24 protein-coding genes and 2 pseudogenes are annotated in these 25719 nt (G+C 69.2%); 14 read left to right on the top strand and 12 right to left on the bottom strand.

Annotation, left to right across the window (positions count from 1 at the left end; genetic code table 11):
- Positions 1-80: 80 nt before the first annotated feature.
- The 3 genes from F0344_RS33975 to F0344_RS33965 all read right to left on the bottom strand — a co-directional run bounded on the left by F0344_RS33975 (position 81) and on the right by F0344_RS33965 (position 2662).
- A complete protein-coding gene (locus tag F0344_RS33975) occupies positions 81-668 on the bottom strand; it encodes a hypothetical protein (RefSeq protein ID WP_185302412.1) in 588 nt (195 codons plus the stop codon).
- Between the two features lie 411 nt (positions 669-1079).
- Positions 1080-1706 (bottom strand): class I SAM-dependent methyltransferase, encoded by a 627-nt coding sequence (locus tag F0344_RS33970; RefSeq protein ID WP_185302411.1) that lies wholly within the window; start codon positions 1704-1706, stop codon positions 1080-1082.
- 506 nt (positions 1707-2212) lie between these two features.
- Positions 2213-2662, bottom strand: a complete 450-nt coding sequence (locus F0344_RS33965) for a spore-associated protein (protein WP_185302410.1) — start codon at positions 2660-2662, stop codon at positions 2213-2215.
- A 315-nt stretch (positions 2663-2977) separates the two neighbouring features.
- Here F0344_RS33965 and F0344_RS33960 point away from each other — a divergent pair, with 315 nt between their 5' ends.
- The 3 genes from F0344_RS33960 to thpR all read left to right on the top strand — a co-directional run bounded on the left by F0344_RS33960 (position 2978) and on the right by thpR (position 5697).
- Positions 2978-3754, top strand: a complete 777-nt coding sequence (locus tag F0344_RS33960) for an ATP-binding cassette domain-containing protein (protein ID WP_258050213.1) — start codon at positions 2978-2980, stop codon at positions 3752-3754.
- Complete coding sequence (locus F0344_RS33955) at positions 3751-4542, top strand: ABC transporter permease (RefSeq protein WP_185302409.1); 792 nt, start codon at positions 3751-3753, stop codon at positions 4540-4542. Before F0344_RS33960 ends, F0344_RS33955 begins: the two co-directional genes overlap by 4 nt.
- Before the next feature lie 522 nt (positions 4543-5064).
- Positions 5065-5697 (top strand): RNA 2',3'-cyclic phosphodiesterase, encoded by a 633-nt coding sequence (thpR, locus tag F0344_RS33945; protein WP_185302407.1) that lies wholly within the window; start codon positions 5065-5067, stop codon positions 5695-5697.
- A 378-nt stretch (positions 5698-6075) separates the two neighbouring features.
- Here thpR and F0344_RS33940 read toward each other — a convergent pair whose 3' ends face one another.
- Both F0344_RS33940 and F0344_RS33935 read right to left on the bottom strand, forming a co-directional pair.
- The gene (locus F0344_RS33940) at positions 6076-6648 is read right to left on the bottom strand and encodes a dihydrofolate reductase family protein (protein WP_185302406.1); all 573 of its coding nucleotides are present in this window, start codon (positions 6646-6648) and stop codon (positions 6076-6078) included.
- Positions 6649-6959: 311 nt separating this feature from the next.
- A pseudogene (locus F0344_RS33935) lies at positions 6960-7533 on the bottom strand (PfkB family carbohydrate kinase); the annotation flags it as partial.
- Between F0344_RS33935 and F0344_RS33930 the strand changes: the two are divergent.
- On the top strand, positions 7466-7801 hold the full coding sequence (locus F0344_RS33930; protein ID WP_185303046.1) for a hypothetical protein: 336 nt from the start codon (positions 7466-7468) through the stop codon (positions 7799-7801). The pseudogene F0344_RS33935 and the gene F0344_RS33930 sit on opposite strands and share 68 nt — an antisense overlap.
- On the opposite strand, the gene F0344_RS33925 is transcribed toward F0344_RS33930, so the two are convergent.
- Positions 7785-7979 (bottom strand): hypothetical protein, encoded by a 195-nt coding sequence (locus F0344_RS33925; RefSeq protein WP_185302405.1) that lies wholly within the window; start codon positions 7977-7979, stop codon positions 7785-7787. The two genes, F0344_RS33930 and F0344_RS33925, sit on opposite strands and share 17 nt — an antisense overlap.
- 607 nt (positions 7980-8586) lie before the next feature.
- On the opposite strand from F0344_RS33925, the gene F0344_RS33920 reads away from it, so the two are divergent.
- Both F0344_RS33920 and F0344_RS33915 read left to right on the top strand, forming a co-directional pair.
- Entirely contained in the window at positions 8587-9096 is a 510-nt protein-coding gene (locus F0344_RS33920; RefSeq protein WP_185302404.1) for a hypothetical protein, read from the top strand.
- 147 nt (positions 9097-9243) lie between these two features.
- Positions 9244-9570 carry a hypothetical protein gene (locus F0344_RS33915; protein WP_185302403.1) on the top strand — a complete coding sequence of 109 codons (327 nt, stop codon included), beginning with the start codon at positions 9244-9246 and terminating at the stop codon, positions 9568-9570.
- Positions 9571-9629: 59 nt separating this feature from the next.
- Here the strand turns inward: F0344_RS33915 and F0344_RS33910 are convergent, their stop codons facing one another.
- The 3 genes and pseudogenes from F0344_RS33910 to F0344_RS33905 all read right to left on the bottom strand — a co-directional run bounded on the left by F0344_RS33910 (position 9630) and on the right by F0344_RS33905 (position 11785).
- On the bottom strand, positions 9630-10259 hold the full coding sequence (locus tag F0344_RS33910; RefSeq protein ID WP_185302402.1) for a dihydrofolate reductase family protein: 630 nt from the start codon (positions 10257-10259) through the stop codon (positions 9630-9632).
- Between the two features lie 234 nt (positions 10260-10493).
- A pseudogene (locus tag F0344_RS36965) lies at positions 10494-10577 on the bottom strand (oxidoreductase); the annotation flags it as partial.
- Between the two features lie 191 nt (positions 10578-10768).
- Entirely contained in the window at positions 10769-11785 is a 1017-nt protein-coding gene (locus F0344_RS33905; RefSeq protein ID WP_185302401.1) for a LacI family DNA-binding transcriptional regulator, read from the bottom strand.
- 328 nt (positions 11786-12113) lie between these two features.
- On the opposite strand from F0344_RS33905, the gene F0344_RS33900 reads away from it, so the two are divergent.
- The 7 genes from F0344_RS33900 (at position 12114) to F0344_RS33870 (ending at position 21219) form a co-directional block, all read left to right on the top strand.
- Positions 12114-13427, top strand: a complete 1314-nt coding sequence (locus F0344_RS33900) for an ABC transporter substrate-binding protein (protein WP_185302400.1) — start codon at positions 12114-12116, stop codon at positions 13425-13427.
- A 239-nt stretch (positions 13428-13666) separates the two neighbouring features.
- Entirely contained in the window at positions 13667-14665 is a 999-nt protein-coding gene (locus F0344_RS33895; RefSeq protein WP_185303013.1) for a carbohydrate ABC transporter permease, read from the top strand.
- A complete protein-coding gene (locus F0344_RS33890) occupies positions 14662-15591 on the top strand; it encodes a carbohydrate ABC transporter permease (protein WP_185302399.1) in 930 nt (309 codons plus the stop codon). Before F0344_RS33895 ends, F0344_RS33890 begins: the two co-directional genes overlap by 4 nt.
- Positions 15592-15661: 70 nt before the next feature.
- Positions 15662-17116 (top strand): GH1 family beta-glucosidase, encoded by a 1455-nt coding sequence (locus F0344_RS33885; RefSeq protein WP_185302398.1) that lies wholly within the window; start codon positions 15662-15664, stop codon positions 17114-17116.
- A 150-nt stretch (positions 17117-17266) separates the two neighbouring features.
- Positions 17267-17719, top strand: coding sequence for a DUF6098 family protein (locus tag F0344_RS33880; RefSeq protein WP_185302397.1), 453 nt, complete (start codon positions 17267-17269; stop codon positions 17717-17719).
- Positions 17720-17834: 115 nt separating this feature from the next.
- Positions 17835-19142: an ATP-grasp domain-containing protein gene (locus tag F0344_RS33875; protein WP_185303012.1), complete on the top strand. Its 1308-nt coding sequence runs from the start codon at positions 17835-17837 to the stop codon at positions 19140-19142.
- A gap of 28 nt (positions 19143-19170) precedes the next feature.
- Positions 19171-21219: a CocE/NonD family hydrolase gene (locus F0344_RS33870; protein WP_185302396.1), complete on the top strand. Its 2049-nt coding sequence runs from the start codon at positions 19171-19173 to the stop codon at positions 21217-21219.
- Between the two features lie 520 nt (positions 21220-21739).
- On the opposite strand, the gene F0344_RS33865 is transcribed toward F0344_RS33870, so the two are convergent.
- The 3 genes from F0344_RS33865 to F0344_RS33850 all read right to left on the bottom strand — a co-directional run bounded on the left by F0344_RS33865 (position 21740) and on the right by F0344_RS33850 (position 23058).
- Complete coding sequence (locus tag F0344_RS33865) at positions 21740-22087, bottom strand: hypothetical protein (RefSeq protein WP_185302395.1); 348 nt, start codon at positions 22085-22087, stop codon at positions 21740-21742.
- A 69-nt stretch (positions 22088-22156) separates the two neighbouring features.
- A complete protein-coding gene (locus F0344_RS33860) occupies positions 22157-22516 on the bottom strand; it encodes a gas vesicle protein K (RefSeq protein WP_374940176.1) in 360 nt (119 codons plus the stop codon).
- A 125-nt stretch (positions 22517-22641) separates the two neighbouring features.
- The gene (locus F0344_RS33850) at positions 22642-23058 is read right to left on the bottom strand and encodes a Fur family transcriptional regulator (RefSeq protein ID WP_185302392.1); all 417 of its coding nucleotides are present in this window, start codon (positions 23056-23058) and stop codon (positions 22642-22644) included.
- A gap of 299 nt (positions 23059-23357) precedes the next feature.
- Here F0344_RS33850 and katG point away from each other — a divergent pair, with 299 nt between their 5' ends.
- Positions 23358-25592 carry a catalase/peroxidase HPI gene (katG, locus tag F0344_RS33845; protein ID WP_185302391.1) on the top strand — a complete coding sequence of 745 codons (2235 nt, stop codon included), beginning with the start codon at positions 23358-23360 and terminating at the stop codon, positions 25590-25592.
- Positions 25593-25719 lie beyond the last annotated feature (127 nt).

Raw genomic sequence — 25719 nt, 5'->3', positions numbered from 1 at the left:
TGGAGACTCAGTCGTCGTGGATCGTGGTCACGGGATGTGATGGCGCGGATGGTGCTTACTGTCCTGCGGCGGCGACCCGCTCACCGGAAGTGGTCAACAGGGGAGAGTGGTCTTGCCCGCAGCGCCGGTGGCACCGGTGGTGCCGTCCGCGAACTTCGTGGCGGCGGTGCCGTGGCCGCCGGGCACACCGGACTGGCCGCGCCGCCGGCGCCACCCGTGCCACCCGTATGACTGCCCCCAGCCTCGGAGGCGCCGCCGTTGCCGCCCTTGCCGCCGGCGATACCGGCACCGGCGTTGCCCGCGCCGCCCACGCCACCCTTGCCGCCGAACGCGGCGTCACCTCCCAGGCCACCCCTGCCGCCGTCGCCGTTGGCGCCTCCGGCACCACCCATACCTCCGGCACCACCGGCGCTCGCGATGCCGATGGCGCCTCCACCGGCGCCTCCGTTGCCTCCGTTGCCGTTGGCTCCCGCTGCGCCACCGGTACCACCGAGGCCGCCGATGCCACCGAGGATCCCGACGCCGTTCGCGCCGTTGGTGCCGGGGGCCCCGGCCGCACTGTGAGTCGGGGCGCTCCCCGTTCCGGGCTGCGCGAAGGCGAGGGCGGGAGTGACGGTGAGACCGGCTACGGCAATCGCGGAGACCAGGAAGGTCCGGACAGCGGCCATGGTGCTCGGACCGAAGGCGTCGGCTACGGCGTCAGCACCCCACCTGGCCTGAGCTGCTGGATCTCACGCACGAATCCGCAGAACGCCAACCTGGCAGCACGGGGGGGCGGGGTAGGTCAACGCACCGGCAAGCCTCGTGGCGTGTACGCCCGCGAGGCACGGGACAGCGAGGGACGCCACCCCACCGCAACAGCCTGCCGGGTCCAGCATGCCGCACGTGCCGGGTCCGATCACCTCGGTCGGATGGGGAGGCCGCGGGGGCGAGGATCGTGGCCTGCTCCCCGACCACGCGCGGACCGAACCCGGACCGCACGGCCTTCACTCCGGCGCCCGCCCGAGTTCTGCCCGCCGGAGCAACGTGGCAGCACTCGGGCACCTACACGGGCCGGGCCTCGCCAAGAAGGCGCTGGCTCACATGGCGGTGCGGGAGTGCACGCTGACGGCGTAGCCGCCGTCAGCGTCATAGGGGTCGCCGCTCCAGGTGGCGTAGCGCTGCCGCAACGTCAGGCCGGCCTCGGTGCACCACTCGTCGAACTCCGTCAGGGTCACGGGCGGTTCCGACAGCGGAAGGTGCGCCGCATCCAGTCCCATGCCCGTGACCAGCAGACCGCCGGAACGCAGCACTGCGGCCAACTGCCGGACGACACCTGATTCCGTGCCGGGAGCCAGCAGGGGAATGACGTTCCCGGCGGCGAGGGCCAGGTCGAAGTCCGGCTCCGGGCCGAGAGTGTCCAAACGGGCCAGGTCACCGAGGAGCCACTCCTGCGAGGGGGCGTCTCGGCGGGCTACCGCGAGCATCGAGGCGTCGACGTCCACACCCGTACAGTGGTGGCCCAGCTCCGCGAGTCGGATCGCGATCCGGCCGGTGCCGCACCCGGCGTCGAGTACCCGGGCGGCGGGCTTCAGCAATGCGTCGCAGAAGGCGGCCTCGCCGTGGATGTCGTGGCCTGATTCGGCGAGCCGGGCGAAACGCTGAGCGTATTCCTCTCCCGCTTGCCCTCCGGTCAGTTCCGCCCAGCGGTCGGGTTGCCCAGTCATATGCAAAGTGCCTTCCGGTCGGCCTCGTCCAGCAGGAGCGAAGAGGTTGCCATCACACCATGTGCGGTCGTCAGTGCAAACATCGCGCTCCACCCTGTCCGTCCGGCGCGGGCGGCAGCGAGGTCGGCGCCCGCCTGATCCTTGTTTCCGGCGAAACCGCGTTCTCCGGCGCGCGTCCACTACGAGGCGTCCTGCCTGCCCGCCCCCTCACCCAGGCGCCCGCCGGCTCCTCGTCCCGACGAGCTGAAAGCAGGAGCCCTGCGCCTCGCCGCACACGGATCGGCGGCGTTTGCCGCATCCGGGGCCGTGCCCCGGCAAAGGGCGGTGCCGGGGCGGATACCTCGCGACCGGGGCCGGTCGCTCCTGCCCTGGCCGCCCCACGCACGACGAGATCCCGCGCCGCCTGCGGCTCGCGGACGCCTTTCCGGGAACCGCCGGCGGCGAAGCCGGCGAAGTCCGGGCAGCAGCGCCGGCGCGGGAACCCGTGGACCGGATGACGAGCCGGATCAGCGGATCTCGGTGACCCGCTGCTCCTTACGCGCCGCGCAGTTGGAGTTCTCCACCGACACGTACACGTTGGAGATGTGCCCGCCCCAGCTCACGCAGTGACCCTTGCCGTAGACGTAGCCCGGCCCCGCGTACGAGGTGAAGTACCCGGAGTCCCCGGCCCACTGGTCGGTGTCGGGCACGTAGATGTACGTGGACATGTCCTTGGCCGTACCCGGGTTGGCACGGATCGTCGCCACGCAGTTCTTGCCGTTCGAGGAGTTGTACGTCAGGTAGACAGTGCCAAGGGAGCCGACCGGCACCGAGTTCACCGTCTTGTAGGAACTGCCGCAGACACCCTGCGGTGTGATGTTGGGCGCCGCGGACGCCGTCCCCCCGAACACAGCAGTAGCACCCACCACCATGGTCGCCAACGCCCCCACAGTCGCGATAGTACGCATGCTTCCCATACTTCCCCCTTGCGTCCTCGAGAGCGGTTTGCTCCCACTTGATGTGACATCCGAGGGGCAACGATGGTTGTACCGACACCTGCTGCCGGGCAAATCCACGGGCGAACCGATCGGACCCGGCCCGGCCAGGCTCCGGGCAGGACTGCCTCTGCCCGCTCTCAGCACCCTCTCGCGGGTGCACGAGTCCGGCAGGGGGCACCGCATGACGCCACGTGACGCCATACGGTGCCACTCGACGCCATTCGGCGCCATCCCAGGACCCAAAGCACGCCTCAAGGGCGCATGGCGCCACGGCCGCCACGGTCACCCAAAACGATGGCCACCGACCCGCAGGCTGTACGGGCCGCCATCGGTGTCACCGGCCAGTTCTCCGCCGTCGACGGCCTGATCACCGGGGAGGAGAACATGCTCCTCATGGCGGACCTGTACCACCTGTCCAGGCAGGAGGGGCGGCGGGTCGCCGCCGAACTCCTGGCACGCTTCGACCTGGTGGACGCCGCGACGAAGCCCGTCTCCAGCTACTCCGGCGGCATGAAGCGCCGCCTCGACCTCGCCATGACGCTGGTCGGCGACCCACGGATCATCTTCCTCGACGAGCCGACCACCGGCCTCGACCCCCGCAGCCGCCACAACATGTGGCAGATCATCCGCGAGCTCGTCTCCGGCGGAGTCACCGTCTTGCTCACCACCCAGCACCTGGAGGAGGCCGACGAACTCGCCGACCGCATCGCGGTCCTGAGCGACGGCAGGATCGCCGCCCACGGCACCGCCGAGGAACTGAAACGCCTCATCCCCGGCGGGCACGTACGCCTCCGGTTCACCGACCCGACCGCCTACCGAACCGCCGCAGTCACTCTGCGCGAGACGACCCGGAACGACGAGGCACTGTCCCTGCAGATTCCCAGCGACGGCACCCAACGCGAACTGCGCGCCCTCCTCGACTGGCTGGACTCCGCCGGCATCGAGGCGGACGAACTCACGATCCACACCCCCGACCTCGACGACGTGTTCTTCGCCCTCACCAGCAGCACCGTACCGAGCCGGACCGACCGGCGTGGCCAGACCAGCCAGACCAAGGAGAACGTCCGATGAGCTCTCTCTCCCTCGCCGTCCGCGACTCCAACACCATGCTGCGCCGCAATCTCCTGCACGCCCGCCGCTACCCCTCCCTCACCCTGAACCTGCTTCTCACCCCGGTCATGCTGCTCCTGCTGTTCGTCTACATCTTCGGCGACGCGATGAGTTCCGTCGTCGGCGACGGCGGCCCGGACCGCTCCGCGTACATCGCCTACGTCGTCCCGGGCTTGTTGCTCATGACCATCGGCTCCACCGTGGTAGGCACCGCGGTGTCCGTGTCCAACGACATGACCGAAGGCATCATCGCCCGCTTCCGCACGATGGCGATCCACCGTCCTTCCGTACTCATCGGACACGTCATCGGCAGCGTCCTGCAGTCAGTGCTGAGCGTGATCCTCGTCGGCGCCGTCGGCCTGGCCATCGGCTTCCGTTCCACCGATGCCACCGTCCTGGAATGGTTCGCCGCGTTCGGGCTGCTCGTGCTCTTCGCCACCGCGCTGACCTGGATCGCGGTCGGGATGGGGCTGGTCAGCCCCAACGCCGAGGCCGCCAGCAACAACGCGCTGCCCCTGATCCTCCTCCCGCTCCTCTCCAGCGCCTTCACCCCCATCGGTTCCATGCCCGGCTGGTTCCAGCCGATCGCCGAGTTCCAGCCCTTCACCCCGGCCATCGAGACCCTGCGCGGCCTCCTGCTCGGCACCGAGATCGGCGACAACGGGTGGCTCGCCGTCGCCTGGTGCACCGGCCTCACCGTGCTCGGCTACCTCTGGTCCACCTCCAGGTTCAACAGCGGCCCGAACTGACCGAAGAGGGATGTCCGCTCCCTCGCCCGGACACCCGCAGGCGCTGCCTGGGTGTCCGGGCAGTGGCGCTTGGCCCGGCGCTCGGCCCGGCGTGTTCGTGTTGGAGTAGCCCCAGTCGGTGCTGGGCGCGAAAGCGGGCTTCTCCTTGAGCGCGAGGGAGACAGTCCTCGGAGGTGTCGGACCCGGCCGTCGGCGACCTGACGCATCACGGCCGCCGCGGTGAAGGCCTTGGTGTTGCCGGCACGGCGGAACCGGCCCTCGGCGCCGGCCATCGGACGGCCCGTGGTCAGTTCTGCGACACCGGCGGTACGCGTCGCCGCCGCGCCGGATCAGTACGCCGGTCCACCGAATCCATGATGCATCCAACCCCCTTGCATGAGGGCCTGGTTGGTGGACGGGCGGCCTCTTTCGCCTGCGGGACTTCCTACGTGACGTCCGCTCCTGAGCAGAGCTGCCACGGGCGGGCACTGGCGTACGCGGGCGCCCGCCGCATACCCCCGGCCGTCATCTCGAGCCACCCTGATGCGGTACGAAGGCGGTGTGAACGAACCGATCAAGCCCCCGACCATCCGCGTGTTCATCGCTCTGGCCCCGCCCGACGACGCGAAAGAGGAACTGGCCCGGGAGCTGCGTCCCGCCTATGACACGCACCCGCACATGCGGTGGAACCGTATCGAGGACTGGCACATCACCCTGGCGTTCCTCGGCGAACTGCCGGCCGAGACCGCTCCCCTCCTGCGTCCGCCTCTCGCCGGCCTCGCAGCGAGCCGCCCGTCACCGTGTCTGTCGCTGCGCGGCGGCGGGAGCTTCGATGACCGCGTGCTGTGGAGCGGAGTCGAGGGGGACCTCGATGAGCTGCACAGACTCGCCGCGGATGTGCGGCGTGCGGTCAGGAGCTGTGGAATCGCTTTCGAGGAGCGGCCCCTGCGCCCGCATCTGACACTGGCCCGTGCCCGCCGGGGTGACGGGTCCTCGGCGGGAGAGATCGCCAAGGGCCTCGCCGGGTTCACCGGTCGCCCGTGGCGGGCCGAACGGCTGCACCTGGTCGGCAGCAACGAAGGCCGCAGCCGTGGGCCGATCCACTACCGCGACATCGATGCGTGGGCCCTCGGCAACGGGAAGCCGCCGGACACTCAGTCCTCCGGCAGCCGGTGAGTCCCGTGGACGCGGGCGCTGGAGGTGCCGGCGCCCTCCTGCGCAAGATGCCCGACGACCCCCGCGTCGACTACGCCTACCCCCACGACGGCCACCCCCAGGTGCGCCAGGCCGGCGGTGACCCAGTCCTGGACGTAACCCCGAATGCCTCGCGGGTCGAGTGTTCCAGAGAGCGGTCGACCATCAGGTCCACCCATGCCCGGGACGCGCGCTGCCCGGTGACCAGGTCCACGAAGGCCGGCCGCCCGCCGCGGTCCTGCGCGGCTCCCGATAAGAGGGCTTCGCCATCGGCGTCCAGCGGGTACGGCCCGGCAGGGACGGGAGCCAGTCCGACCAGTTCGCGTATGCGGTTCGGGGCCATCGTGCCGGGCGGCTGAGTCAGCGGATGACGTCGAAGACGTTCTTCTGAATGCCGTTGGCGTAGGCCTCGTGCTCAACGAGCTTCAGCCTCTGGGTGTCCTTGTCGGTCTCGCTGAACAGCCGCTTGCCCGCGCCGAGCAGCAGCGGGAAGACGAGAAGGTGGTACCGGTCGATGAGACCGGCGTCCGACAGGCTCCGGTTCAGAGCGGCGCTGCCGTGGACGATGATCGGTCCGCCCTCGGTCTCCTTCAGCGCGGCGATGTCGTCGAGCGAACGCAGGATCGTGGTATCGCCCCAGTTCGTGACCAGGTCATCCTGCGTAAGGCTGGTGGACAGGACGTACTTCGGCATCGTCCTGTAGTCGGCGAAGTCCTCCATGTCCGGCCACACCGGACTGAACACCTCGTAGCTGGCCCGGCCCATCAGCATGGCGGTGGCTTCCTTCTGCTCCCGGCCCTTGAGGTCGAATGCCGCGGGAAGGAACTCGATGTCCTTGAAGGTCCAGCCGGAGTTACGGTAACCGGGCTCACCGCCCGGAGCCTCAACCACGCCGTCGAGCGAAATGAAGGCCGTGCTGATCAACGTACGCATCTCAGGATCCTCGGTATCTCGAAACTGACTTCCGGCACACTCGGTCGATGTGCACATCAGCCTCAACTGCCGCCGCCGCGCACACCAATCATGATCTATGACTGCCAGTCCCGAGGAAACTCATCGGTCGCCCCGGAAGACGGGGCGAGGGGATCGTGGGGACATGCGGGCACGGTCGGGATGTTGCGGCGTGTTGCCGCCTCCCGCATGTCCTCGGGTAACTCCCCCGGCCGGCCGGTGCGGACTCGGGTGACGAGACGCAGGTGGGTGCGAATGGCACGCGGCTGTCGCCTACGCGTGCACGGGTGGCGGAATCCGGCCGCGAAGGCGTCTCCGGCACCGTTGGAATCCACCACCGGCCCGGGAGGCGTGACGGCGGGAATGTGGCTCAGTTCCCCGCCGACCAGCAGATAGGCCCCTTCGGCCCTGCCGTCGCGACGACCGCGTCGGCCCCGCCGCGCGCGACGACCTGACGCATGGTCCGTTCCGTGTCCGTCAGGGTGGTGGTGGACACGAAGACGATGTCCGCTTCGTAGGCGAAGGGCTCGTGGTAGGCGTTGACGCCGCCCCAGTTGTGCAGGTCGGTCGAGATGGTCAAGCCGGCCTCCCGCACTCGGGGAAGGGCGAATGCGCAGGGGTAGGTGATCGAGACATGGGCGTGACGGCTCGCCACCGCAAGGGCCCGGACCGTCGCAGGGGGCAGGCGATCGTTCTCCCGGGAGCGGGTGTCGTCGTACAAGGACAGCCGCCGTCCTCGGGGCCGACGAGGTTGACCGCCCGCTTGGTACCGCCGGGCAGGGGGACCTCGGTCAGGGCAATGCCCCGGTCCTGGTGCAGTGCGCGGACCAGGTCCCCCGCTTCGTCGTCGCCGACCACGTCGAGGTGCGACTCCGTTCATGCCCTCGGCCGTCGTACCGGCCTGCGGATCTCCGCCACCGGCGGAACGGCGCACCGCGGTTTCGGCATCGGCGACCTCGTCGTCGACCGCGTCGCCGGTCAGACGGACGAGAACAGTCCGACCACCGAGGACTTCGTGCGGTCAGCGGGCATCGTCACAGGCGCGAGCGGCACGAACTCGACGCTCAACGACCTCCACATCCACCACAACCAGATCAGCAATACAGGTGGCGGCGGCCTCAAGATCCGCCGATGACACGGTCAAGCCCGCGAAGCGGCTTCGAGCCGTCCGTCACCACCTCATGGCCCTGATACACGACGGCGGTGGTGAGCCCGTCGGGGATGGGCTCACCACGGAGGTTGATCCGGGGCGGTTTCGCGAAGTCCGACTCGGCGAGGGCCGCGCGCAGCGAGGTCATTTCCGCTGGTTCCATCTGTCCCGTCCCCTCGAGTCCGCCGCGTGAGAGTGTCCTGTACGACCCGTCACCGCTGACGAGCATGCTCCGGTGCCGTCCGTCGATCCCTCCGCTGACCGTGAGGGCAACAAGCAGGTCCTCCGCGCGTACGGGGACAGCGGAGGTGGTGGGCGCGGAGGCGACCGGCGGGATGGCAGGCGCTGAGGGCGGCCGATTCGGCGGCACGGCGCCGCTGGGGGACGCGCTCGGCACGCCCGTGGACGTTTCGGTGCCGGCGCCCCCGCCGCACCCTGTCAGCAGCAACGCGCCGCACATCGGCGCAGCCCCCACCCCCGTACGCCCTGTGCTGCGCTTCATGCGTCCTCCGGCTCTGTCGGCTCCGGACCGAGCCAGTAGCCGATGTGGAGTGCCGCGGCCAGGTCTCCTCTCTCACGCGCCTCGCGTCCGCGCTCTCGTACGAGACGTGCCACGGGCCACGGGCCCGATGTTCACTGACCGTTCAAGCTGCCAGGAGGGTTCGGCCGGCGAGCCAAAACTATCGTTGACGCCGTCCGGCCCACAGCGGACCCCTGCACGCTGGGCATTTCGGGGGAGTCAGATGATCAGATACGTCCACCATCAGCTGATGGGTGTGACATCGGCGGTGTGCGCCGTGGCCGTGAGTGCTCCGGCGGCCTTCGGCGTGCGTGGCGTACTGCCCGTCGCCGACGACACGGTCCGGACGGTCATCCTCCTCGTGGTGGGGTGCGGCCTGCTCTGTGGGCTGCTGGAGGCGTCCCCGCTCAGGCGGGTCGGCCTGGTGCGTGACTTCGACGCGGCGGTGCCGCTCAAGGACCCCGAAGGGGTCCTGCCCGCCGACTACTCCCTGGGCCCCCTGCTCTTCAACTGGCGCTTCGTCCCCGTGATGGTGGTGCCCGCGCTCGTCGTAGGACTGACGGTGAACCCCTGGCTGGCCCTTGCCCCCCTGACGATGGCCCTGGACTGGCTGATGCGGGCCGCAATAGCGGCACGCTGGGAGAGGAAGCACGCCGCACTGCTGTGGCGCGAGCACATCCAGAGCACGCCGTGGGAGCTCTCGTACACCCCGCTCGGGCTGCCGTCGGCCCGTACCACGGTCGGAACAGCACCCGAGTGAACGGCAAGAGCCCGGCACTCCCGGATTCCCGGGCAGATCGGCCGCAGCGGCCGGTTCAGCGCATGGGCATGGGCATGGGCATGGGCATGGGCACACAGGCAGAGGCAGAGGCAGGGGCAGAGGCAGAGGCAGGGCAAAAATGGGCCCATGGAACGCCTTCTGCCGGCCGTCGCGGCGCGGCTGGACGACTCTGCCACCGAGGTCCGCTTCCGGGCTGTCGAGTTGCCGGCCTGTCTCGGACCCGCGACCGCGGCTCACGCCGACGAAGCCGCCGCGCTGTTCGACGACCACGCCGCACGGAGCACACGACACCGGCAGACCGTCGCGGAGGGAGCCGTGTGCGCGCCGGCCCGCATGAACGATCCTCGCTGCCTGGCCGGACGGATCGAGCGGATCGCCGGACCAGCGACCGGATTCGCTTCGCATTCCGCGATGTCCCCGGCCGCCGACTGGCACTTGATCAGGACGCGCTGACCGTAGCCGAGGACGGAGCCGGCCCGTGGGCGTGCGGGCCGGCTGGCGGCCACCGAGGATCAGCGGCGGACGAGCCGGGCATGTGAGGCGGCCTGTGAGCTGACCATGTCCGCGACCCGGTATCCGTCGATCGCGTCGCCGAGGTTGTCGAGCAGGCGTTCCCCGCTGCCGATGAGAATCGGGGCGATGGCCAGATGCATCTCGTCGACCAGCCCCGCACGCAGGTACTGCTGGATCGTGGCCGCGCCACCGCCGAGGCGCACATCCTTGCCCTCAGCGGCCTCGTAGGCGCGCTGCAGCACGGTCTCCAGGGGCTCGTCGGTGAAGTGGAACGTGGTCCCACCCTCCATCGGCAGCGACGGCCGCAGATGGTGGGTGTGGACGAACACGTCATGGTGGTAGGGCGGGTTGTCGCCCCACCAGCCCGTCCAGGACTCGTCCGGCCACGCCCCTCGCACGGGCCCGAACATGTTACGGCCCATGATGGTGGCGCCGATGTTCTCCTCACCAAGATCGACGTAATCGACATCGATCCCCGGCCTGCCCTCGGCACGGTCCCGCATCGCGGCGACCAACCACGCGTGCGCGGTCTCAAAGCCCTCACCGAGCGGTTCCTCCAGGCGCTGACGGGGACCCGCGGCGAAGCCGTCCAGCGAGATGGTGACGTTGTGGACGCGCAGCTTGGGCATGGCTTTCTCCTTCGTACCGTTGGCTCGACGTCCGGCCGGTGGGGCCGGGGCCGCTTCTCGCTCTCGTCAGTACGTCGAACGAGGGCCGGACGGATCGACATGTCCACCCGGGGCTCATGTCCACCCGGGGCTTCTGGGATTTCCACATGGCCGCCCGGGGTCACGGGAGGACCGAGTCCACGTATCCGCCGTCCACCCTGACCGCGCCCCCGGTGGTGGCAAGCCCTCCGTACAGCCTTTGCCGGCTACCCGCGCCCCCGCCCGGGCCAGTCCCGTCGCGATGGCCGCTCCGATGCCCTGGGTCGATCCCGTGACCAGAGCCGTCTCGCGGTGAGGTCGATCAGCACCTTGTCGGTCCTTCCTGAAGAAGCGCGCCTGTGAGGAGACGTGCGGCTGGAGTGCCCGCATCCTCGCAATATCCGCGCCCGGACCGGTGGAGGCCGCGGGTGTCGGCGTGACGCCGTCCGCCTCCGCTCGCCCGGACGGGTGAACGCACCCACAAGACCGCCTCAGGACGACTCGCGGACCACCAACTCGGTGGGCAGCAGCACACATCGCCGGGGCGTCCCCGGAGCCGCGATCTCCTCCAGGAGCATCTCGGCGATCGTGCTGCCGATCTGTTCGACCGGCTGGCGGACACTGGTGAGAGGCGGGTTGGTGTGACGGGCGATCAGTGAATCGTCGAATCCGACCACCGCGATGTCCTCCGGCACCCGCTTCCCCCGTGCCCTGAGTTCCAGCAGCACACCCGCCGCCATCACGTCCGAGGCCACGAACACCGCGTCGAGGTCGGGGACTTGGTTGAGCAGTTCGACCAGGGCACGGCGACCGCCCTCTTCCGTGAAGTCGGCCACGGCCACGAGTTCTTCCCCCGGCGGGCGGCCGGCCTCGGTGAGGGCCTCACGCCATCCCTGGAGGCGGACTCGGCCGACCTCCATGTCGAGCGGCCCGGTGATCGTCGCGATGCGTTCCCGGCCGCGTTCGAGCAAGTGCCGTACCGCGGCCACGGCCCCGCCGAGGTTGTCGGAGTGCGCGTGGCTGAGCGGTTCGGTGTCCGAGCGCCGCCCCGCCAGAACGGTGGGCAGGCCGAGCGCCTCCAGCAGGTCAGGAAGCGGATCGTCCCGGTGGACCGAGACGAGGAGCACTCCGTCCACCCGGCGGGCGGTGACGGTCTCGGTCAGGAGGTCGAGCTCGCTCTTGTCCCTGACCAGCACGAGCTGCAACTGCGTCTGCGTCGCGGCGAGTCCGGTGCTCACCCCCCGGATCACGGCCGAGAAGTACGGCTCCGCACCCAGCCGGCTCTCCGACTCGGGGATCACCAGGGCGATCGAGTTCGTCCGGCGGGTGACGAGCCCGCGCGCCACCGAACTGGGCACGAAGTTGAGCTCGGCGATGGCCGCTTCGACGGCGGCTTTCGCCTTGTCGCTCACCAGGGGCGAGCCGTTGAGGACCCGGGACACCGTCGTACGCCCCACCCCTGCCCGTGCGGCGACGGTCTTGATGGTCGGCGGCCGACCGGTGCTCATGCGCGCTCCCCCGTTGTCCCGCGCCACCGGCGCACTCGCTCCGTGCCCTGCGGCAGGCACCGGGCGCCCGGAAACGGCGCTCGCCAGCGCATTGTGCCAGACCTCGTTCGACATCTCATCGTCACATCAGTTGAACACAACGACTCCTTCCGAAACATATTCGATTCAACTTCTTGACACCGAGCAAGGAGTTGGCCAGTGTTCACGGCACATCGGTGGGATCGATCCCACCATGATTGGAATCGTTCCCACTGCACGTTTCGAGCCGCAGCGTGGACCGGACGAACGGGTATCGCCGTGCGCCGGAGCCGCCGCTGGGAGGACTCTCATGCGTATATCCCGAACGCTGTCACGGTCGAGAGTGACCGTCGCGGTCTCGACCCTCGCCACCCTCGGCCTGCTCGCGGGCTGCTCGGAAGGCGGTACGTCCTCCACCGGAGGCGGAAAGAAGGACGGCAAGGTCACCATCACGATGGGCCTGTTCGGCGTCATGGGGCTCAAGGAGACCGGGCTCCTTGAGCAGTACGAGCGCGAGAACCCGGGGGTGACCATCAAGGCGGAGATCGCCGGGGACGAGCAGACGTACTACACCGCGCTCCAGACGCACCTCGCGGGCGGCAGCGGCCTCAAGGACATCCAGGGCATCGAGGTGGGCCGGGCCAAGGAGATCGTGGACACCCAGGCCGACAAGTTCGCCGACTTCGCCAAGACCGAAGGCACCGGTCACTTCCAGCCGTGGAAGCTCAACCAGCTCACCACCCCGCAAGGCAGGGTTCTCGGGCTCGGCACGGACATCGGCCCGATGGCCATCTGCTACCGCAAGGACATGTTCCAACAGGCAGGACTCCCCACCGACCGGGAGAAGGTCGCCGCACTGTGGGCGGGCGACTGGAACAAGTACGTCGAGACGGGGCAGAAGTTCAAGGCGGGCTCGAAGGACAGCAAGCTCGCATTCATGGACAGTTCCACCGGTCTGTTCAACTCCATGATCTACGGCTCCTCCGAGCAGTTCTACGACAAGGACGGGGAGCTCATCTACGACAAGAACCCCGTGGTGAAGGAGGCGTGGGACCTCGCGGCCGAGGCCGGCAGTTCCGGCCTGACGGCCAAGCTGCGCCAGTTCCAGCCCGGCTGGGACCCCGGCCTGGCCAACTCCACCTTCGCCACCACGGTGTGTCCGGCATGGATGCTCGCCCACATCAGCGAGAAGGCAGGACCTGCCAACAAGGGCAAGTGGGACGTCGCGAAGGCGCCGAAGGGCGCCAACTGGGGCGGCGCCTTCCTCGGAGTCCTGGACAAGAGCCCGGTCAAGGCCGAGGCGCAGAAGCTTGTGGCGTGGCTGACGGCGCCCGCCCGGCAGGCCACCATCTTCAAGGAGATCGGCAACTTCCCCTCCTCGAAGGAAGCGCTGGCGCAGCCGGAGGTCTCCGGAGCGAAGTCGCCCTACTTCAGCGAGGCGCCGATCGGTGAGATCTTCGGCGCAGCCGCCAACGAGATCCCGGCGGAGCAGGTCCTCGGCCGCAAGGACGGCACGATCAAGGACATCTTCTCGCAGGGTCTGCACCTGATCGAGTCCAAGGGCAGGAAGCCGTCCGAGGCGTGGGACACGACGGACGAGCGCATTCGCAAGGCCGTCGGCTGACGGTCGCCTCCGCCGGGCCCGGAGCGCAGGAGCTTCCGGGCCCGGCCGCAGGAGCGGCGTCTCCCTCCGGAACGCGGCTCGTCCTCACCTCCTGATCGCCGCCCGTCGGCGGTCGGACCCAGGGCCGGCGGCATCTCCGGCCGTGCCCCATCCCCTCGCAGCTCTCCCCCAGGAAGGAGGCCACCGTGGTCACCTCCACCTCCGCCCACACACCGGCCACCGGCCCCGGCGGGCCGGACATCGGTGCCCCGCCCGGCCCGGGCGCCGCGCCCGGCGGCAAGGACCGGCCCCGGCAGCGCCGACGTAACCTGCTCCACCGGCTCGATCTCCGAGGCGCACCGTACGGTTTCGTCGCCCCGTTCTTCATCGTCTTCGGCGCGTTCAGTTTCTACCCGTTGATCTACACCTCGTGGATCTCGCTGCACAAGGTCGAGCTGGCCACCATGGACCTCATGGAGTGGCGCGGTTTCGGCAACTACACCGCCCTGTGGGCCGATGACCGCTTCTGGAACGCGCTCGCCAACACCATCACCATCGGTGTGATCTCCACGGTGCCCCAGTTGCTGATGGCCCTCGGCATCGCCCATCTGCTCAACTACTCGCTGCGTGGCTCGACGTTCTTCCGCGTCGCGGCGCTGACGCCGTACGCCACATCCGTCGGTGCGGCCGCGCTGGTGTTCACGATGCTGTTCGAGCGCGATTTCGGGATGATCAACTGGTTCCTCGGGACGTTCGGAGTGGAGAGCATCGACTGGGAGGGCGACAAGTGGCCTGCTCAGATCGCGATCTCCACCATCGTCATCTGGCGCTGGACCGGCTACAACGCCCTGCTCTACCTGGCCGCGATGCAGGCCATCCCCCGTGACCGGTACGAGGCGGCCGCGATCGACGGGGCCTCTCGCTGGCAGCAGTTCCTGTCGGTGACCGTGCCCGGGATTCGGGCCACGATCGTGTTCACCATCGTGCTCTCGACGATCGGCGCGACCCAGCTCTTCGGTGAGCCGCTGATCTTCGGACAGGGGCCGAACGGAATCTCCGGCGGCGCCGACAACCAGTACCAGACGCTCGGGCTGCTGATGTACGAGGAGGGCTGGAAGAACTACCAGATGGGACGGGCGTCGACCATCGCCTGGGCCATGTTCATGCTTCTCGTTCTGGCCTTCGTCCTCCAGCGACTCATCAAGAGCGCGACCACCCGGTCCCGTACCTCGCAGGGAATCAGGAGCGGAAAGCGATGACCACCGACAGCCTGCGGGGCGCCCCGCCGCACACCTCGAAGAGCAAGCCGTCCGTCGCCCCGTTCCGCGGCGGCTCCCGGCTCCCCTCCCTGAGGATGAAGGCCGGACGGCAGCACCACGCGGGACCGGTGGCGTACCTCCTGCTCGGCCTCGTCGCGCTGATGTCCCTGTTCCCGCTGTACTGGACGATGGTCGCCGCCTCGACCGACAACACCCGGGTGACGCAGACGCCGCCGCCGTTCCTGCCGGGCCCGAATCTGTTCACCAACCTGAGCCGCGCCTGGACGGAAGCGGCACTCGGCAAGGCGATGCTCAACAGCCTGATCGTGGCGGGAAGCATCGCCGTGGCCACCGTGCTGTTCGCGACCCTGGCCGGTTTCGCCTTCGCCAAGCTGCGGTTCACGGGCCGCAACGGGCTGCTGACCCTGGTCATCGGCACGATGATGATCCCGCCGCAGCTCGGTGTGGTCCCGCTCTTCATGATGATGAGCGACCTGGGCTGGGGACAGCGGCTGCCGGCGGTCATCTTCCCCACCCTGGTCAGCGCGGTCGGTGTGTTCTTCATGCGGCAGTACCTCATGGAGGCGATGCCCGACGAGCTCATCGAGGCCGCACGCGTGGACGGCGCACACTCCCTGCGGATCTTCTGGAGCATCGTGCTTCCGGTGGCCAGGCCCGCGATGGCCGTCCTCTTCATGATCACTTTCGTTCACGCGTGGAACGACTTCTTCTGGCCCTTCATCGCGCTGAACATGGACAACCCGACCGTGCCGGTCGCTCTCACCCAGCTCAGCGCCGGTTATGTGCGCGACCAGTCGCTGGTCATGGCGGGCGCCCTGCTCGGCACACTCCCGCTGCTCGTCATGTTCGTCGTTCTCGGCCGCCAGATCGTCGGCGGCATCATGCAGGGCGCCGTCAAGGGGTGAGCCGGCCACCTCGTCCCGCTCTCCCGTTTCGCACCGCTCCCGCTCTCCCGTCCGCACCGTAAGGATTCACATGGTCACCGCAACCTCGCACGGCACCCACACCTCCACCCGTCCCGTCCCGCCGTCCCTCGTCTTCCCGCCGGACTTCCTGTGGGGTACGGCCACCGCCGCCTACCAGATCGAGGGGGCCGCGGACACCGACGGCCGGACGCCCTCCATCTGGGACACCTACTCCCGCACACCGGGCAAGGTCCACAACGGCGACACCGGGGACATCGCGACGGACCACTACCACCGCTGGCCTGAGGACGTGCAGATCATGTCCGACATCGGCGTGGGCGCGTACAGGTTCTCCGTCTCGTGGTCCCGGGTCCAGCCCACGGGGCGTGGACCCGCGGTCCAGAAGGGGCTCGACTTCTACCGCCGACTGACCGACGGTCTGCTGGAGAAGAACATCCAGCCGGTCGCGACCCTCTACCACTGGGACCTTCCGCAGGAGCTGGAGGACGCCGGTGGCTGGCCCGAGCGGGCCACGGCGGAGCGCTTCGCGGAGTACGCCGGCATCGTCGCCGAGGCGCTCGGCGACCGGGTGAAGACCTGGACGACGCTCAACGAGCCGTGGTGCAGCGCCTTCCTCGGATACGGATCCGGGGTGCACGCCCCCGGGCGCACCGACCCCGTCGACGCGCTGCGTGCGGCCCACCATCTGAATCTCGGCCACGGCCTCGCCGCGCGGGCCATGCGCGCCGTGCTGTCTTCCGACGCCCAGATGTCCGTCACCCTCAACATCCATCAGATGCGGTCGCTCACCGACAGCGCCGAGGACGTCGACGCGGCCCGGCGGATCGACGGGGTGGCCAACCGGGTCTTCACCGGGCCGATGCTCCACGGCGCCTATCCGGCCGACGTGCTGGCGGACACCGCGCACCTGACGGACTGGTCGTTCGTCAGGGACGGCGACACGGAGACCATCCACCAGCCGCTGGACTTCCTGGGCGTCAACTACTACACGCCGACCCTGGTCTCCGCGGCGACGGTCGACGGCGCGCACACCTCCGACGGTCACGGCATCAGCGAGCACAGCCCGTGGCCAGGGGCTGACCAGGTCGCCTTCCACCGTCCGCCGGGGAGCACCACGGCGATGGGCTGGGCGGTCGACCCGAGCGGTCTGTACGACCTGCTGCGCGACCTGAAGCGCGAGTTCCCCGCCCTTCCGCTGATCATCACCGAGAACGGCGCCGCGTTCGACGACTACGTCGACCCGGCGGGCACCGTCCACGACCCGGACCGCATCGCGTATCTGCGGAGTCACCTCTCGGCGGTCCACCGGGCGATCGCCGACGGTGTGGATGTCCGTGGCTACTTCCTGTGGTCGCTGCTCGACAATTTCGAGTGGGGCTACGGCTACAGCAAGCGCTTCGGCGCGGTGTACGTGGACTACCCGACGGGCCGCCGTACGCCCAAGTCCAGCGCCCGCTGGTACGCCGAGGTCGCCCGTTCCGGCGCTCTGCCCGCGGGCGACTGAGGCTACGGAGCTGCTGCGGGCGGGGGACCGCCCCTGATGCTCCGTCGCGGCGGAGGGTACGCCTGTTCGGGTGCCCGCCGCCGTCGGCCGTTACCCGGAACGGATTGTGGGAATCCTTGCAGCGTCATCCCGGGCTGCGGACGAGGGGTTATGAGCAACACGGAATCGATGCCCGTATATGACACCCTGGATGCTCTGGCCGAGCTGGTGCGGAGCCGCCGGGGTCTCTATGTGCGCTGGTCACGGGGTCCGGAGCGGGATCTTGAGACCGTCTCCAGCAGGGACGGTCTCACCGGTCTCTCCCTGCCGGGCCTGTCCGCGAACCCCCTCGACGTCGAGGACTGGTGGGGCGACCGTTCCGTACGGACATGGGTGGCACGGCGGCTGTACGACTACTCACATCTCCCCCGGGTCAGGAACCCCGGGACCCGGCCGTGGGTATTGCACGGCACCGAGACCGGACGCGGCCCCGACAACGAGCCTCTCGTGCACGAGGTCGAGGCGCTGGGCTGGATCGGTGCCTGTGCCATCGCCGAGGCCACTGAGGTGATCACTCACCAGCCGGGCCCGTGGGGCCCCATGCTGCGCAGCGACATCCCCTGATCCTTTCCGGGCATGAGGTGTGAAACGCGCTGGACGAGGAAAGCGCCCAGAACGGGGCCGGTGACAAAGCACCGCGTCACGAACCCCGCAAAGGAGACGCGTGAACCGCATGACCATGCAACGTAAGAACATATTCGTTCTCGGTATGGACGAGGGGAATCTACGGACCCTGCATACCGTGCCCGACGCTGACACGTACGTGTTCCACCCGCTGCTCACCATCGAGGAGCTCCAGGTCGGTGAGGTATCGGTGGCCGACCTGCTCGAGAAGGCGAAGGACATACTCGATGCCTTCGACGGCAGCATCGACGCGATCGTCGGCTACTGGGACTTCCCGGTGAGCACACTGGTGCCGATGCTGAGTGAGCACTACGGCACACGCAGTACCGGTCTCAAGTCCGTCGTCACGTGCGAGCACAAGTACTGGAGCCGGCTGGAACAGCAGAAGGTCATCGAGGAGCACCCGCGCTTCGGACGGGTCGACATGGAGGCGGACGAACCCCGGCCGCCCGAGGGCGTGCGTTTCCCCATGTGGCTGAAGCCCGCCCTGTCGTACTCGTCGGAGCTCGCCTTCGGTGTCGGGAACCAGCAGGAGTTCCGGGAAGCGGTCGAGGAGATCCGTAAGGGTGTGGCCCGGGTGGGCCGGCCCTTCGAGTACATCCTGGAACGCCTGGATCTGCCCGAGGAGATGGCCGGTGTCGGGGGCCAGGTCTGCCTCGCCGAGGAGGCCCTGTCGGGCGTCCAGGTAGCGGTGGAGGGCTACGTCCACAACGGCGAGGTCACCGTCTACGGCATCCTGGACTCCATCAACTACCCGGATTCCTCCAGCTTTCTGCGCCACCAGTACCCCTCGGCCCTGCCCGAACCGGTGGTGCGCAGGCTGCACGACGTCTCCGCCCGGGTGATGCGGCAGATCGGGATGGACAGCGCGACCTTCAGCATCGAGTACTTCTACGATCCGCAGAAGGACGCGATCAACCTGCTGGAGATCAACCCCCGCCACTCGCAGTCGCACGCGGAGCTCTTCGAGTACGTCGACGGTGTCCCGAACCACCACTGCATGATCAGCCTCGCCCTCGACAAGGACCCCTCGCTGCCGCACCGGGCCGGGCCGTACGCCATGGCCGCCAAGTGGTACCACCGGTGGTTCGCGGACGGGGCGGCGCACCGCGTCCCCTCACGCGAGGACATCGAGCGGATCGAGCGCGAGATACCGGGCGTGCGTGTCGACGTGGTGCCCGAGGAGGGGCAGCGCCTCTCGGACACGCCGCAACAGGACAGCTACAGCTACGAGATCGCGCACATCTTCACCGGCGGTGACAGCGAGGAGGACATGCGGTCCAAGTACGACCGCTGTGTCGCGGCTTTGGGGCTGGTGTTCGACGAGACCACACCGGGCGGACGCGACCGGAAGAACAGCTGAGCACACCGGAGAGGAGCGGTTGCGCCCTATGCGATTCGTGAGCAATCTGCCGCACGCGACGAAGGAAGACGAGCACGTCGTCGTGCCCATGTCAGACGGTACGCGCCTGTCCGCGCGGATCTGGCGTCCGGTGTCCTCGGACGACCAGCCGGTGCCCGCGGTGCTGGAATACATCCCGTACCGCAAGCGGGACCTCACCGCCGTACGCGACTCGATCCATCAACCGTACATCGCGGGGCACGGCTACGCGTGCGTGCGCGTCGATCTGCGGGGCACCGGTGACTCCGAGGGGGTCCTGGCCGACGAGTACCTGGAGCAGGAGCAGGCGGATGCCGAGGAGGTGCTGGCCTGGCTGGCCGACCAGCCCTGGTGCGACGGCTCGACGGGAATGATGGGCATCTCCTGGGGCGCCTTCGCCGCGCTCCAGACGGCGGCACGGCAGCCGCCGAGCCTGGGGGCCGTGGTGATCGCCTCGTTCACCGACGACCGGTACGCCGACGACATGCACTACATGGGCGGCGTGATGCTGTCGGACAACCTCGCGGAGGCGGGGACGATGTTCGCGTACGCGACGTGCCCCCCGGACCCCGCCGTCGTCGGGGACCGGTGGCGGGACATGTGGCACGAACGGATGAAGCACACCCGGCCCTGGGTTCTGGAGTGGCTGCGCCATCAGCGCCGTGACGACTACTGGCGGCACGCGTCGGTGTGCGAGGACTACACGTCCGTACGCTGCCCGGTGCTCGCGTCCAGCGGCTGGGCCGACGGTTACTCCAACGCCGTGATGCGTCTCCTGGAGCATCTGAACGTGCCGCGCAAGGGCCTGGTGGGGCCGTGGTCCCACAAGTACCCGCATCTCGGTGAGCCCGGCCCCGCGATCGGCTATCTGCAGGAGGTCGTGCGGTGGTGGGACCACTGGCTCAAGGGAGTGGACAACGGGGTGATGGACGGCCCCATGCTGCAGACGTGGATGCAGGAGAGCGTGCCTCCCTCGACGTCGTACGAGGAGCGCCCCGGCCGCTGGGTGGGCGAGCCAGGCTGGCCGTCACCGCGCGTCCAGCCAGTCATGCATCCCCTCCTGCGGCACCGCATCGTCAGGCTGGACGACCTGGGGCCCGGAGAAGACGGCGGCGGCCGGCCGGGGGCCCCGATGACGGTGCAGTCACCCCTGTCCGTGGGCCAGTTCGCGGGCAAGTGGGCGTCGTACAACGCCCCGCCCGACCTGCCCTACGACCAGCGCGAGGAGGACGGCGGCTCACTCGTCTTCGACACCGGACCGCTGGAGGAACCGGTGGAGATCCTGGGTTCACCGACGGTCGAACTCGACCTGTCCGCCAGTGAACCGGTGGCCACGGTCGCCGCTCGCCTCTCCGACGTCGCGCCCGACGGACGGGCCACCCGGGTGACGTACGGCCTTCTCAACCTGACGCGCCACGACACGACGGACGAACCCGGGCCACTGGAGCCGGGCCGCCGGTACCGGGCCACCGTGCAGCTGAACGGTGTGGCACAGGTGTTTCCGGCCGGCCACCGGATCCGGCTCTCCCTCTCGACCTCGTACTGGCCCCTGGCCTGGCCCCCGCCCCGGCCCGTCCTGCTGAGTGTGTACGAAGGATCCAGCACCCTGACGCTCCCGGTACGCCCGGTGGAGGAGCCGGACGGCATGCCGCAACGCCCCTTCGGCGAGCCCGAGGGCGCCCCGCCCGTCTCCACCACCCGGCTGGGCCCTCCCGAGCAGCGCTGGGAGGTCAAGCGGGACCTGATCGGTTACGAGTCGGCACTGGAGATCGTGAAGGACCGGGGCACGGTGCGCATCGACGACATCGGGATGGACGTGGGCTGCCGTGCGTACGAGCGCTACACCGCGACCGCCGACGACTTCACGTCCGTCGGTGGTGAATCGGCCTGGACCATGCGCTTCCAGCGGGACGACTGGGATGTACGGGTGGAGACGCGGACCGAACTCCGCTGCAACGAGGCGGAGTTCCTCATCGACGCCACCCTCGACGGCTACGAGGGCGAGCGGCGCGTCTTCTCCCGCACCTGGAACGAGACCGTGCCACGGGACCTGCTGTGAGTGCCGCGCGCACGGGACGAACGGGAGGGCTACCGGTTCGTTCGGCGCGGTGAGGTGGGCGGTTGGCCGCCGCGCGGGTGTCCACGGACACCCGCGCGGCGGCCATTTCGCGTTTCGGATCGCGGCGGCCGCAGGCACACGAAGCCGGCCGTCCTGGCCCGGTCACCGTCAGGTGGCCCACGGTGGTCCGCGGCGGTTGTGCGGTCCGGGGCTCGGGACGTGAGCTGCCCGAGCGTCGCGGAACTTCAGTGAACGGTTCGCCCGCGGAAAGGCGGACGGGACCTGAGCGAAGGCGCAGACAGGCTCCAGCGCGGCGCCGCCGACTGCTTGTCCGAGCTCGGTCCGCACTCTGAGGTACAGCGGCAGGGGCTCATCCGGACGTCACCGGCTGAAGCGGTCAAGGGACGGAGGCCGCACGCGCGGGCTCGGCGTTCGACCACGCGTACCGCCCCCGCCCCGTCGGGACGGGGCGGGGGCGGTACGCGTGGTCGGATGCGGCGGGACGGACCCCTCTTCGGGCTCAGATCCGTCCGCGCGCGAGCCGGGTCAGCGGTCCGACCGGCGGCTTCGCCGTCGAGCGGCCCAGGGCGAAGGCGGCACCGGCCACGCCGGCGACACCCGCGGCCGCTCCTGTAACGACCGCCTTCCTGTGCTTGACGACCGTCCAGGCGGTGGTGGCCACGGAGACCGCCTTCGCGGCGTTCGCCGTCACGGCCTGCTGCCCGCTCTGCAGGCCGTTCGCCGCCGCGCGGCCGACCTGCTTGGTGGCGTCGCCCGCGGACCGTACTCCCTGCGACGCCGACTTGGCCGTCGTCTTCTTGGCGTTCGTGGCGCTGGAATTCCTGGCGTTTCCGCTTTCAGTAGTCATGACATTCCTCCTTGCCTCTCCCTCTCGGGTGAAACAGCGATAGTTGGCCGGGTCCTGTCGGGTGCCGCTTCAGTCACGTGGAAGCAGCGACCCCAACGGGCCCAGATCGAGATTCAGGTCGTCCATCGAAAGGCCGTAGGTCCGGCACAGCTCTTCCATGCGTTCGTGGAGGATCATCAGCGTCATGCCGATGCGTTCCTCCTCGTCCTCGCCCAGGTCTCCTTGGTCGACCCGGTGGACGGCGGTGCGTTCCATCAGCTGACGCAGCAGCTCGACGATCGTCAGCACGAGTTTCATGAGGTCGCGTTCCACCGTGTCCGGGTCCGTGGCCAGCCTTCGGGCCAGGGTGCCGCTCGCCGTGCCGGGGGCCGGCTCGTTCATTGTGGGAACCTCCCTGCGGTGTGCGGTGCGGCCGGTCCGGCGCCCCAGGGGGCGGGTTCGTCGCCGGTGACCGACCGGATGACCGCACGCAGATTGATGTGGACGAGGTCGACGTCCGCGATGGAAAGGACCACGTCCCGCCGGCGGGGAACCCAGGACTCAGCGGGGCCCGGTCATCGCTGTGCGCACGACGGGCACAGCCCGCGATAGGTGACCTCGGCCGTGGCGACCGTGAAGCCGAACCGCTCCTCCGCAGGAAGACCTGCCAGCGGGTCGCCCGTCGGGTGGACATCGCGGATGATGCCGCAGCCGGAACACACCAGGTGCTGGTGCGGCCGGTGCGCGTTGGGGTCGTAACGCCTCGCGCGGCCGTCGGTGGAGACCTCCACGACCTCGCCGAGTGCGACGAGTTCCCCCAGGGCGTTGTAGACGGTCGCCCGGGAGATCTCCGGGAGTCGCCCCACCGCCCGGGCGTGCACCTCGTCGGCTGTGAGGTGCACGTGATCGCCGTCGAGCACCTCCGCGACGACACGTCGCTGGGAGGTCATCCGCCAGCCACGCCCCCGCAGTCGCTCCAGCAGACCGCTCATATCGGTTCACCAATCCGGTTCGGTGGGGTGCGCCCGATTCAGCAGGCGTACATCCGTGCATCCAGCGTCCGAGAGGGATAGACTTGGTTCACTTCTTGACTTGGATTCTGTCCATCGTAGGATCGGTTACGGCAATAGCCAAGGGACAGGAAGAGGGCAGTGGCCACCACGACGTCGGGGCGATCGCTTCCGGGGCGCGTGATCGCGTGGGTCACTTCCCCACGGTGGTCTGTCCCCCGGCTGCTGCACCGTCCGCTGTTCCCTGAGCGATGTGATCCGCCCCGTCCGGAAGGATTCCCATGTCTGAGAACCACGACGCAATCGTCACCGACCCGAAAACCGAGGGTGAGGGCGGCGGCTGCCCGGTCGCACACGGGCGTGCCCCGCACCCGACCCAGGGTGGTGGAAACCGCCAGTGGTGGCCGGAGCGCCTCAACCTGAAGATCCTGGCCAAGAACCCCGCCGTGGCCAACCCTCTCGGTGAGGACTTCGACTACGCCGAGGCGTTCACGTCGCTCGACCTCCCGGCCGTGAAGCGGGACATCGCGGAGGTGCTGACCACTTCTCAGGACTGGTGGCCCGCCGACTTCGGCCACTACGGCCCGCTCATGGTCCGGATGGCGTGGCACAGCGCGGGTACGTACCGCATCAGTGACGGCCGCGGTGGTGCCGGGGCCGGGCAGCAGCGCTTCGCGCCCCTCAACAGCTGGCCGGACAACGGGAACCTCGACAAGGCCCGCCGTCTCCTGTGGCCGGTCAAGAAGAAGTACGGCAAGAACATCTCCTGGGCCGACCTCATGATCCTCACCGGTAACGTCGCCCTGGAGTCGATGGGCTTCGAGACGTTCGGCTTCGCTGGTGGTCGCGCCGATGTGTGGGAGCCCGACGAGGACGTGTACTGGGGTCCCGAGACCACCTGGCTCGGCGATGAGCGCTACAGCGGCGACCGTGAGCTGGAGAGCCCTCTCGGCGCGGTCCAGATGGGCCTCATCTACGTGAACCCCGAAGGCCCCAACGGCAACCCGGACCCGCTGGCCGCGGCCCGCGACATCCGTGAGACGTTCCGCCGGATGGCGATGAACGACGAGGAGACCGTCGCCCTCATCGCAGGCGGTCACACCTTCGGCAAGACGCACGGCGCCGGGCCCGCGGAGAGCGTCGGCGACGACCCCGAGGCCGCCCCGATCGAGGACCAGGGCCTCGGTTGGCGGAACTCCCACGGAACCGGCAAGGGCGGTGACACGATCACCAGCGGCCTCGAAGGCATCTGGACGAACACCCCCACCACCTGGGACAACAGCTTCTTCAAGATCCTGTTCGGCTACGAGTGGGAGCTCTGCAAGAGCCCTGCCGGTGCGCACCAGTGGCGGCCGAAGAACGGCGGCGGCGCGGGTACCGTGCCCGACGCGCACGACGCCTCGAAGAGCCACGTCCCGACGATGCTGACGACGGACCTCTCGCTCCGGGTCGACCCGGCGTACGAGCAGATCTCGCGCCGCTTCCTGGAGAACCCGGACGTGTTCGCGGACGCGTTCGCACGGGCGTGGTTCAAGCTGACCCACCGCGACATGGGCCCGGTCGTGCGCTACCTCGGCCCCGAGGTACCCAGCGAGACCCTGGTGTGGCAGGACCCCCTGCCGGCCGTGACGCACGAGCTCGTCGGCGCGCAGGACATCGCCTCCCTCAAGGGCGAGATCCTCGCCTCGGGCCTGTCCGTCTCCCAGCTGGTGTCGACCGCGTGGGCGTCGGCCTCGTCCTTCCGCGGCAGCGACAAGCGCGGTGGAGCCAACGGTGCCCGCATCCGCCTCCAGCCGCAGATCGGGTGGGAGGCCAACAACCCCGACGAGCTGGCGACGGTTCTGCGCACACTGGAGGCGGTCCGGGGGGCGTTCAACAGTGCCCGGACCGACGGCAGGCAGATCTCGCTCGCCGACCTGATCGTGCTCGCCGGCGCCGTCGGCGTCGAGCGGGCCGCGAAGGAAGCCGGCTTCGACATCGAGGTCCCCTTCACGCCGGGCCGTGTGGACGCGTCCCAGGAGCAGACCGACGTCGAGTCGTTCGCCGCGCTCGAGCCGGCCGCCGACGGGTTCCGCAACTACCTCGGCAAGGGCAACCGTCTGCCTGCCGAGTACCTGCTGATCGACAAGGCGAATCTGCTCGACCTGAGCGCTCCCGAGCTGACGGTCCTCGTCGGTGGCCTGCGGGTCCTGGGTGCGAACTACGCGGACTCGCCGCTCGGTGTCCTCACCGCGACCCCCGGGCGGCTGACCAACGACTTCTTCGTCAACCTGCTCGACCTGGGCACTCAGTGGAAGGCGACGTCGCAGGACGCGCACACCTTCGAGGCCCGCGACTCCGCCACGGGCGAGGTCAAGTGGACCGGCAGCCGCGCCGACCTCGTGTTCGGCTCGAACTCCGAGCTGCGCGCGGTCGCCGAGGTCTACGCGAGCGATGACGCCCAGGAGAAGTTCGTGAAGGACTTCGTGGCCGCGTGGGACAAGGTCATGAACCTCGACCGGTTCGACCTGCGCTGACCGTGATGCCCGGGCCGGCTCATCAGCCGGCCCGGGCGCCGTCCCGGGGTGTCAGAACGGTGCGGCGGCCCGAGGAGAACGGCCCCCGGCGCCGGCGGCTGGGCGGGGGACGGATCGATCACCAGCG

The organism is Streptomyces finlayi (genome assembly GCF_014216315.1).
In the GTDB taxonomy this organism is placed as follows: Bacteria; Actinomycetota; Actinomycetes; order Streptomycetales; family Streptomycetaceae; genus Streptomyces; species Streptomyces finlayi_A.
This window is presented reverse-complemented; position numbering and strand designations above follow the sequence as displayed.

What these genes read in the sequence shown, in the direction of transcription:
- F0344_RS33975 (WP_185302412.1), bottom strand. Translation starts at nt 668, where the DNA reads ATGGCCGCTGTCCGGACCTTCCTGGTCTCCGCGATTGCCGTAGCCGGT.
- F0344_RS33970 (WP_185302411.1), bottom strand. Translation starts at nt 1,706, where the DNA reads ATGACTGGGCAACCCGACCGCTGGGCGGAACTGACCGGAGGGCAAGCG.
- F0344_RS33965 (WP_185302410.1), bottom strand. Translation starts at nt 2,662, where the DNA reads ATGGGAAGCATGCGTACTATCGCGACTGTGGGGGCGTTGGCGACCATG.
- F0344_RS33960 (WP_258050213.1), top strand. Translation starts at nt 2,978, where the DNA reads ATGGCCACCGACCCGCAGGCTGTACGGGCCGCCATCGGTGTCACCGGC.
- F0344_RS33955 (WP_185302409.1), top strand. Translation starts at nt 3,751, where the DNA reads ATGAGCTCTCTCTCCCTCGCCGTCCGCGACTCCAACACCATGCTGCGC.
- thpR (WP_185302407.1), top strand. Translation starts at nt 5,065, where the DNA reads ATGCGGTACGAAGGCGGTGTGAACGAACCGATCAAGCCCCCGACCATC.
- F0344_RS33940 (WP_185302406.1), bottom strand. Translation starts at nt 6,648, where the DNA reads ATGCGTACGTTGATCAGCACGGCCTTCATTTCGCTCGACGGCGTGGTT.
- F0344_RS33930 (WP_185303046.1), top strand. Translation starts at nt 7,466, where the DNA reads ATGCCCCGGTCCTGGTGCAGTGCGCGGACCAGGTCCCCCGCTTCGTCG.
- F0344_RS33925 (WP_185302405.1), bottom strand. Translation starts at nt 7,979, where the DNA reads ATGGAACCAGCGGAAATGACCTCGCTGCGCGCGGCCCTCGCCGAGTCG.
- F0344_RS33920 (WP_185302404.1), top strand. Translation starts at nt 8,587, where the DNA reads ATGGGTGTGACATCGGCGGTGTGCGCCGTGGCCGTGAGTGCTCCGGCG.
- F0344_RS33915 (WP_185302403.1), top strand. Translation starts at nt 9,244, where the DNA reads ATGGAACGCCTTCTGCCGGCCGTCGCGGCGCGGCTGGACGACTCTGCC.
- F0344_RS33910 (WP_185302402.1), bottom strand. Translation starts at nt 10,259, where the DNA reads ATGCCCAAGCTGCGCGTCCACAACGTCACCATCTCGCTGGACGGCTTC.
- F0344_RS33905 (WP_185302401.1), bottom strand. Translation starts at nt 11,785, where the DNA reads ATGAGCACCGGTCGGCCGCCGACCATCAAGACCGTCGCCGCACGGGCA.
- F0344_RS33900 (WP_185302400.1), top strand. Translation starts at nt 12,114, where the DNA reads ATGCGTATATCCCGAACGCTGTCACGGTCGAGAGTGACCGTCGCGGTC.
- F0344_RS33890 (WP_185302399.1), top strand. Translation starts at nt 14,662, where the DNA reads ATGACCACCGACAGCCTGCGGGGCGCCCCGCCGCACACCTCGAAGAGC.
- F0344_RS33885 (WP_185302398.1), top strand. Translation starts at nt 15,662, where the DNA reads ATGGTCACCGCAACCTCGCACGGCACCCACACCTCCACCCGTCCCGTC.
- F0344_RS33880 (WP_185302397.1), top strand. Translation starts at nt 17,267, where the DNA reads ATGAGCAACACGGAATCGATGCCCGTATATGACACCCTGGATGCTCTG.
- F0344_RS33875 (WP_185303012.1), top strand. Translation starts at nt 17,835, where the DNA reads ATGCAACGTAAGAACATATTCGTTCTCGGTATGGACGAGGGGAATCTA.
- F0344_RS33870 (WP_185302396.1), top strand. Translation starts at nt 19,171, where the DNA reads ATGCGATTCGTGAGCAATCTGCCGCACGCGACGAAGGAAGACGAGCAC.
- F0344_RS33865 (WP_185302395.1), bottom strand. Translation starts at nt 22,087, where the DNA reads ATGACTACTGAAAGCGGAAACGCCAGGAATTCCAGCGCCACGAACGCC.
- F0344_RS33850 (WP_185302392.1), bottom strand. Translation starts at nt 23,058, where the DNA reads ATGAGCGGTCTGCTGGAGCGACTGCGGGGGCGTGGCTGGCGGATGACC.
- katG (WP_185302391.1), top strand. Translation starts at nt 23,358, where the DNA reads ATGTCTGAGAACCACGACGCAATCGTCACCGACCCGAAAACCGAGGGT.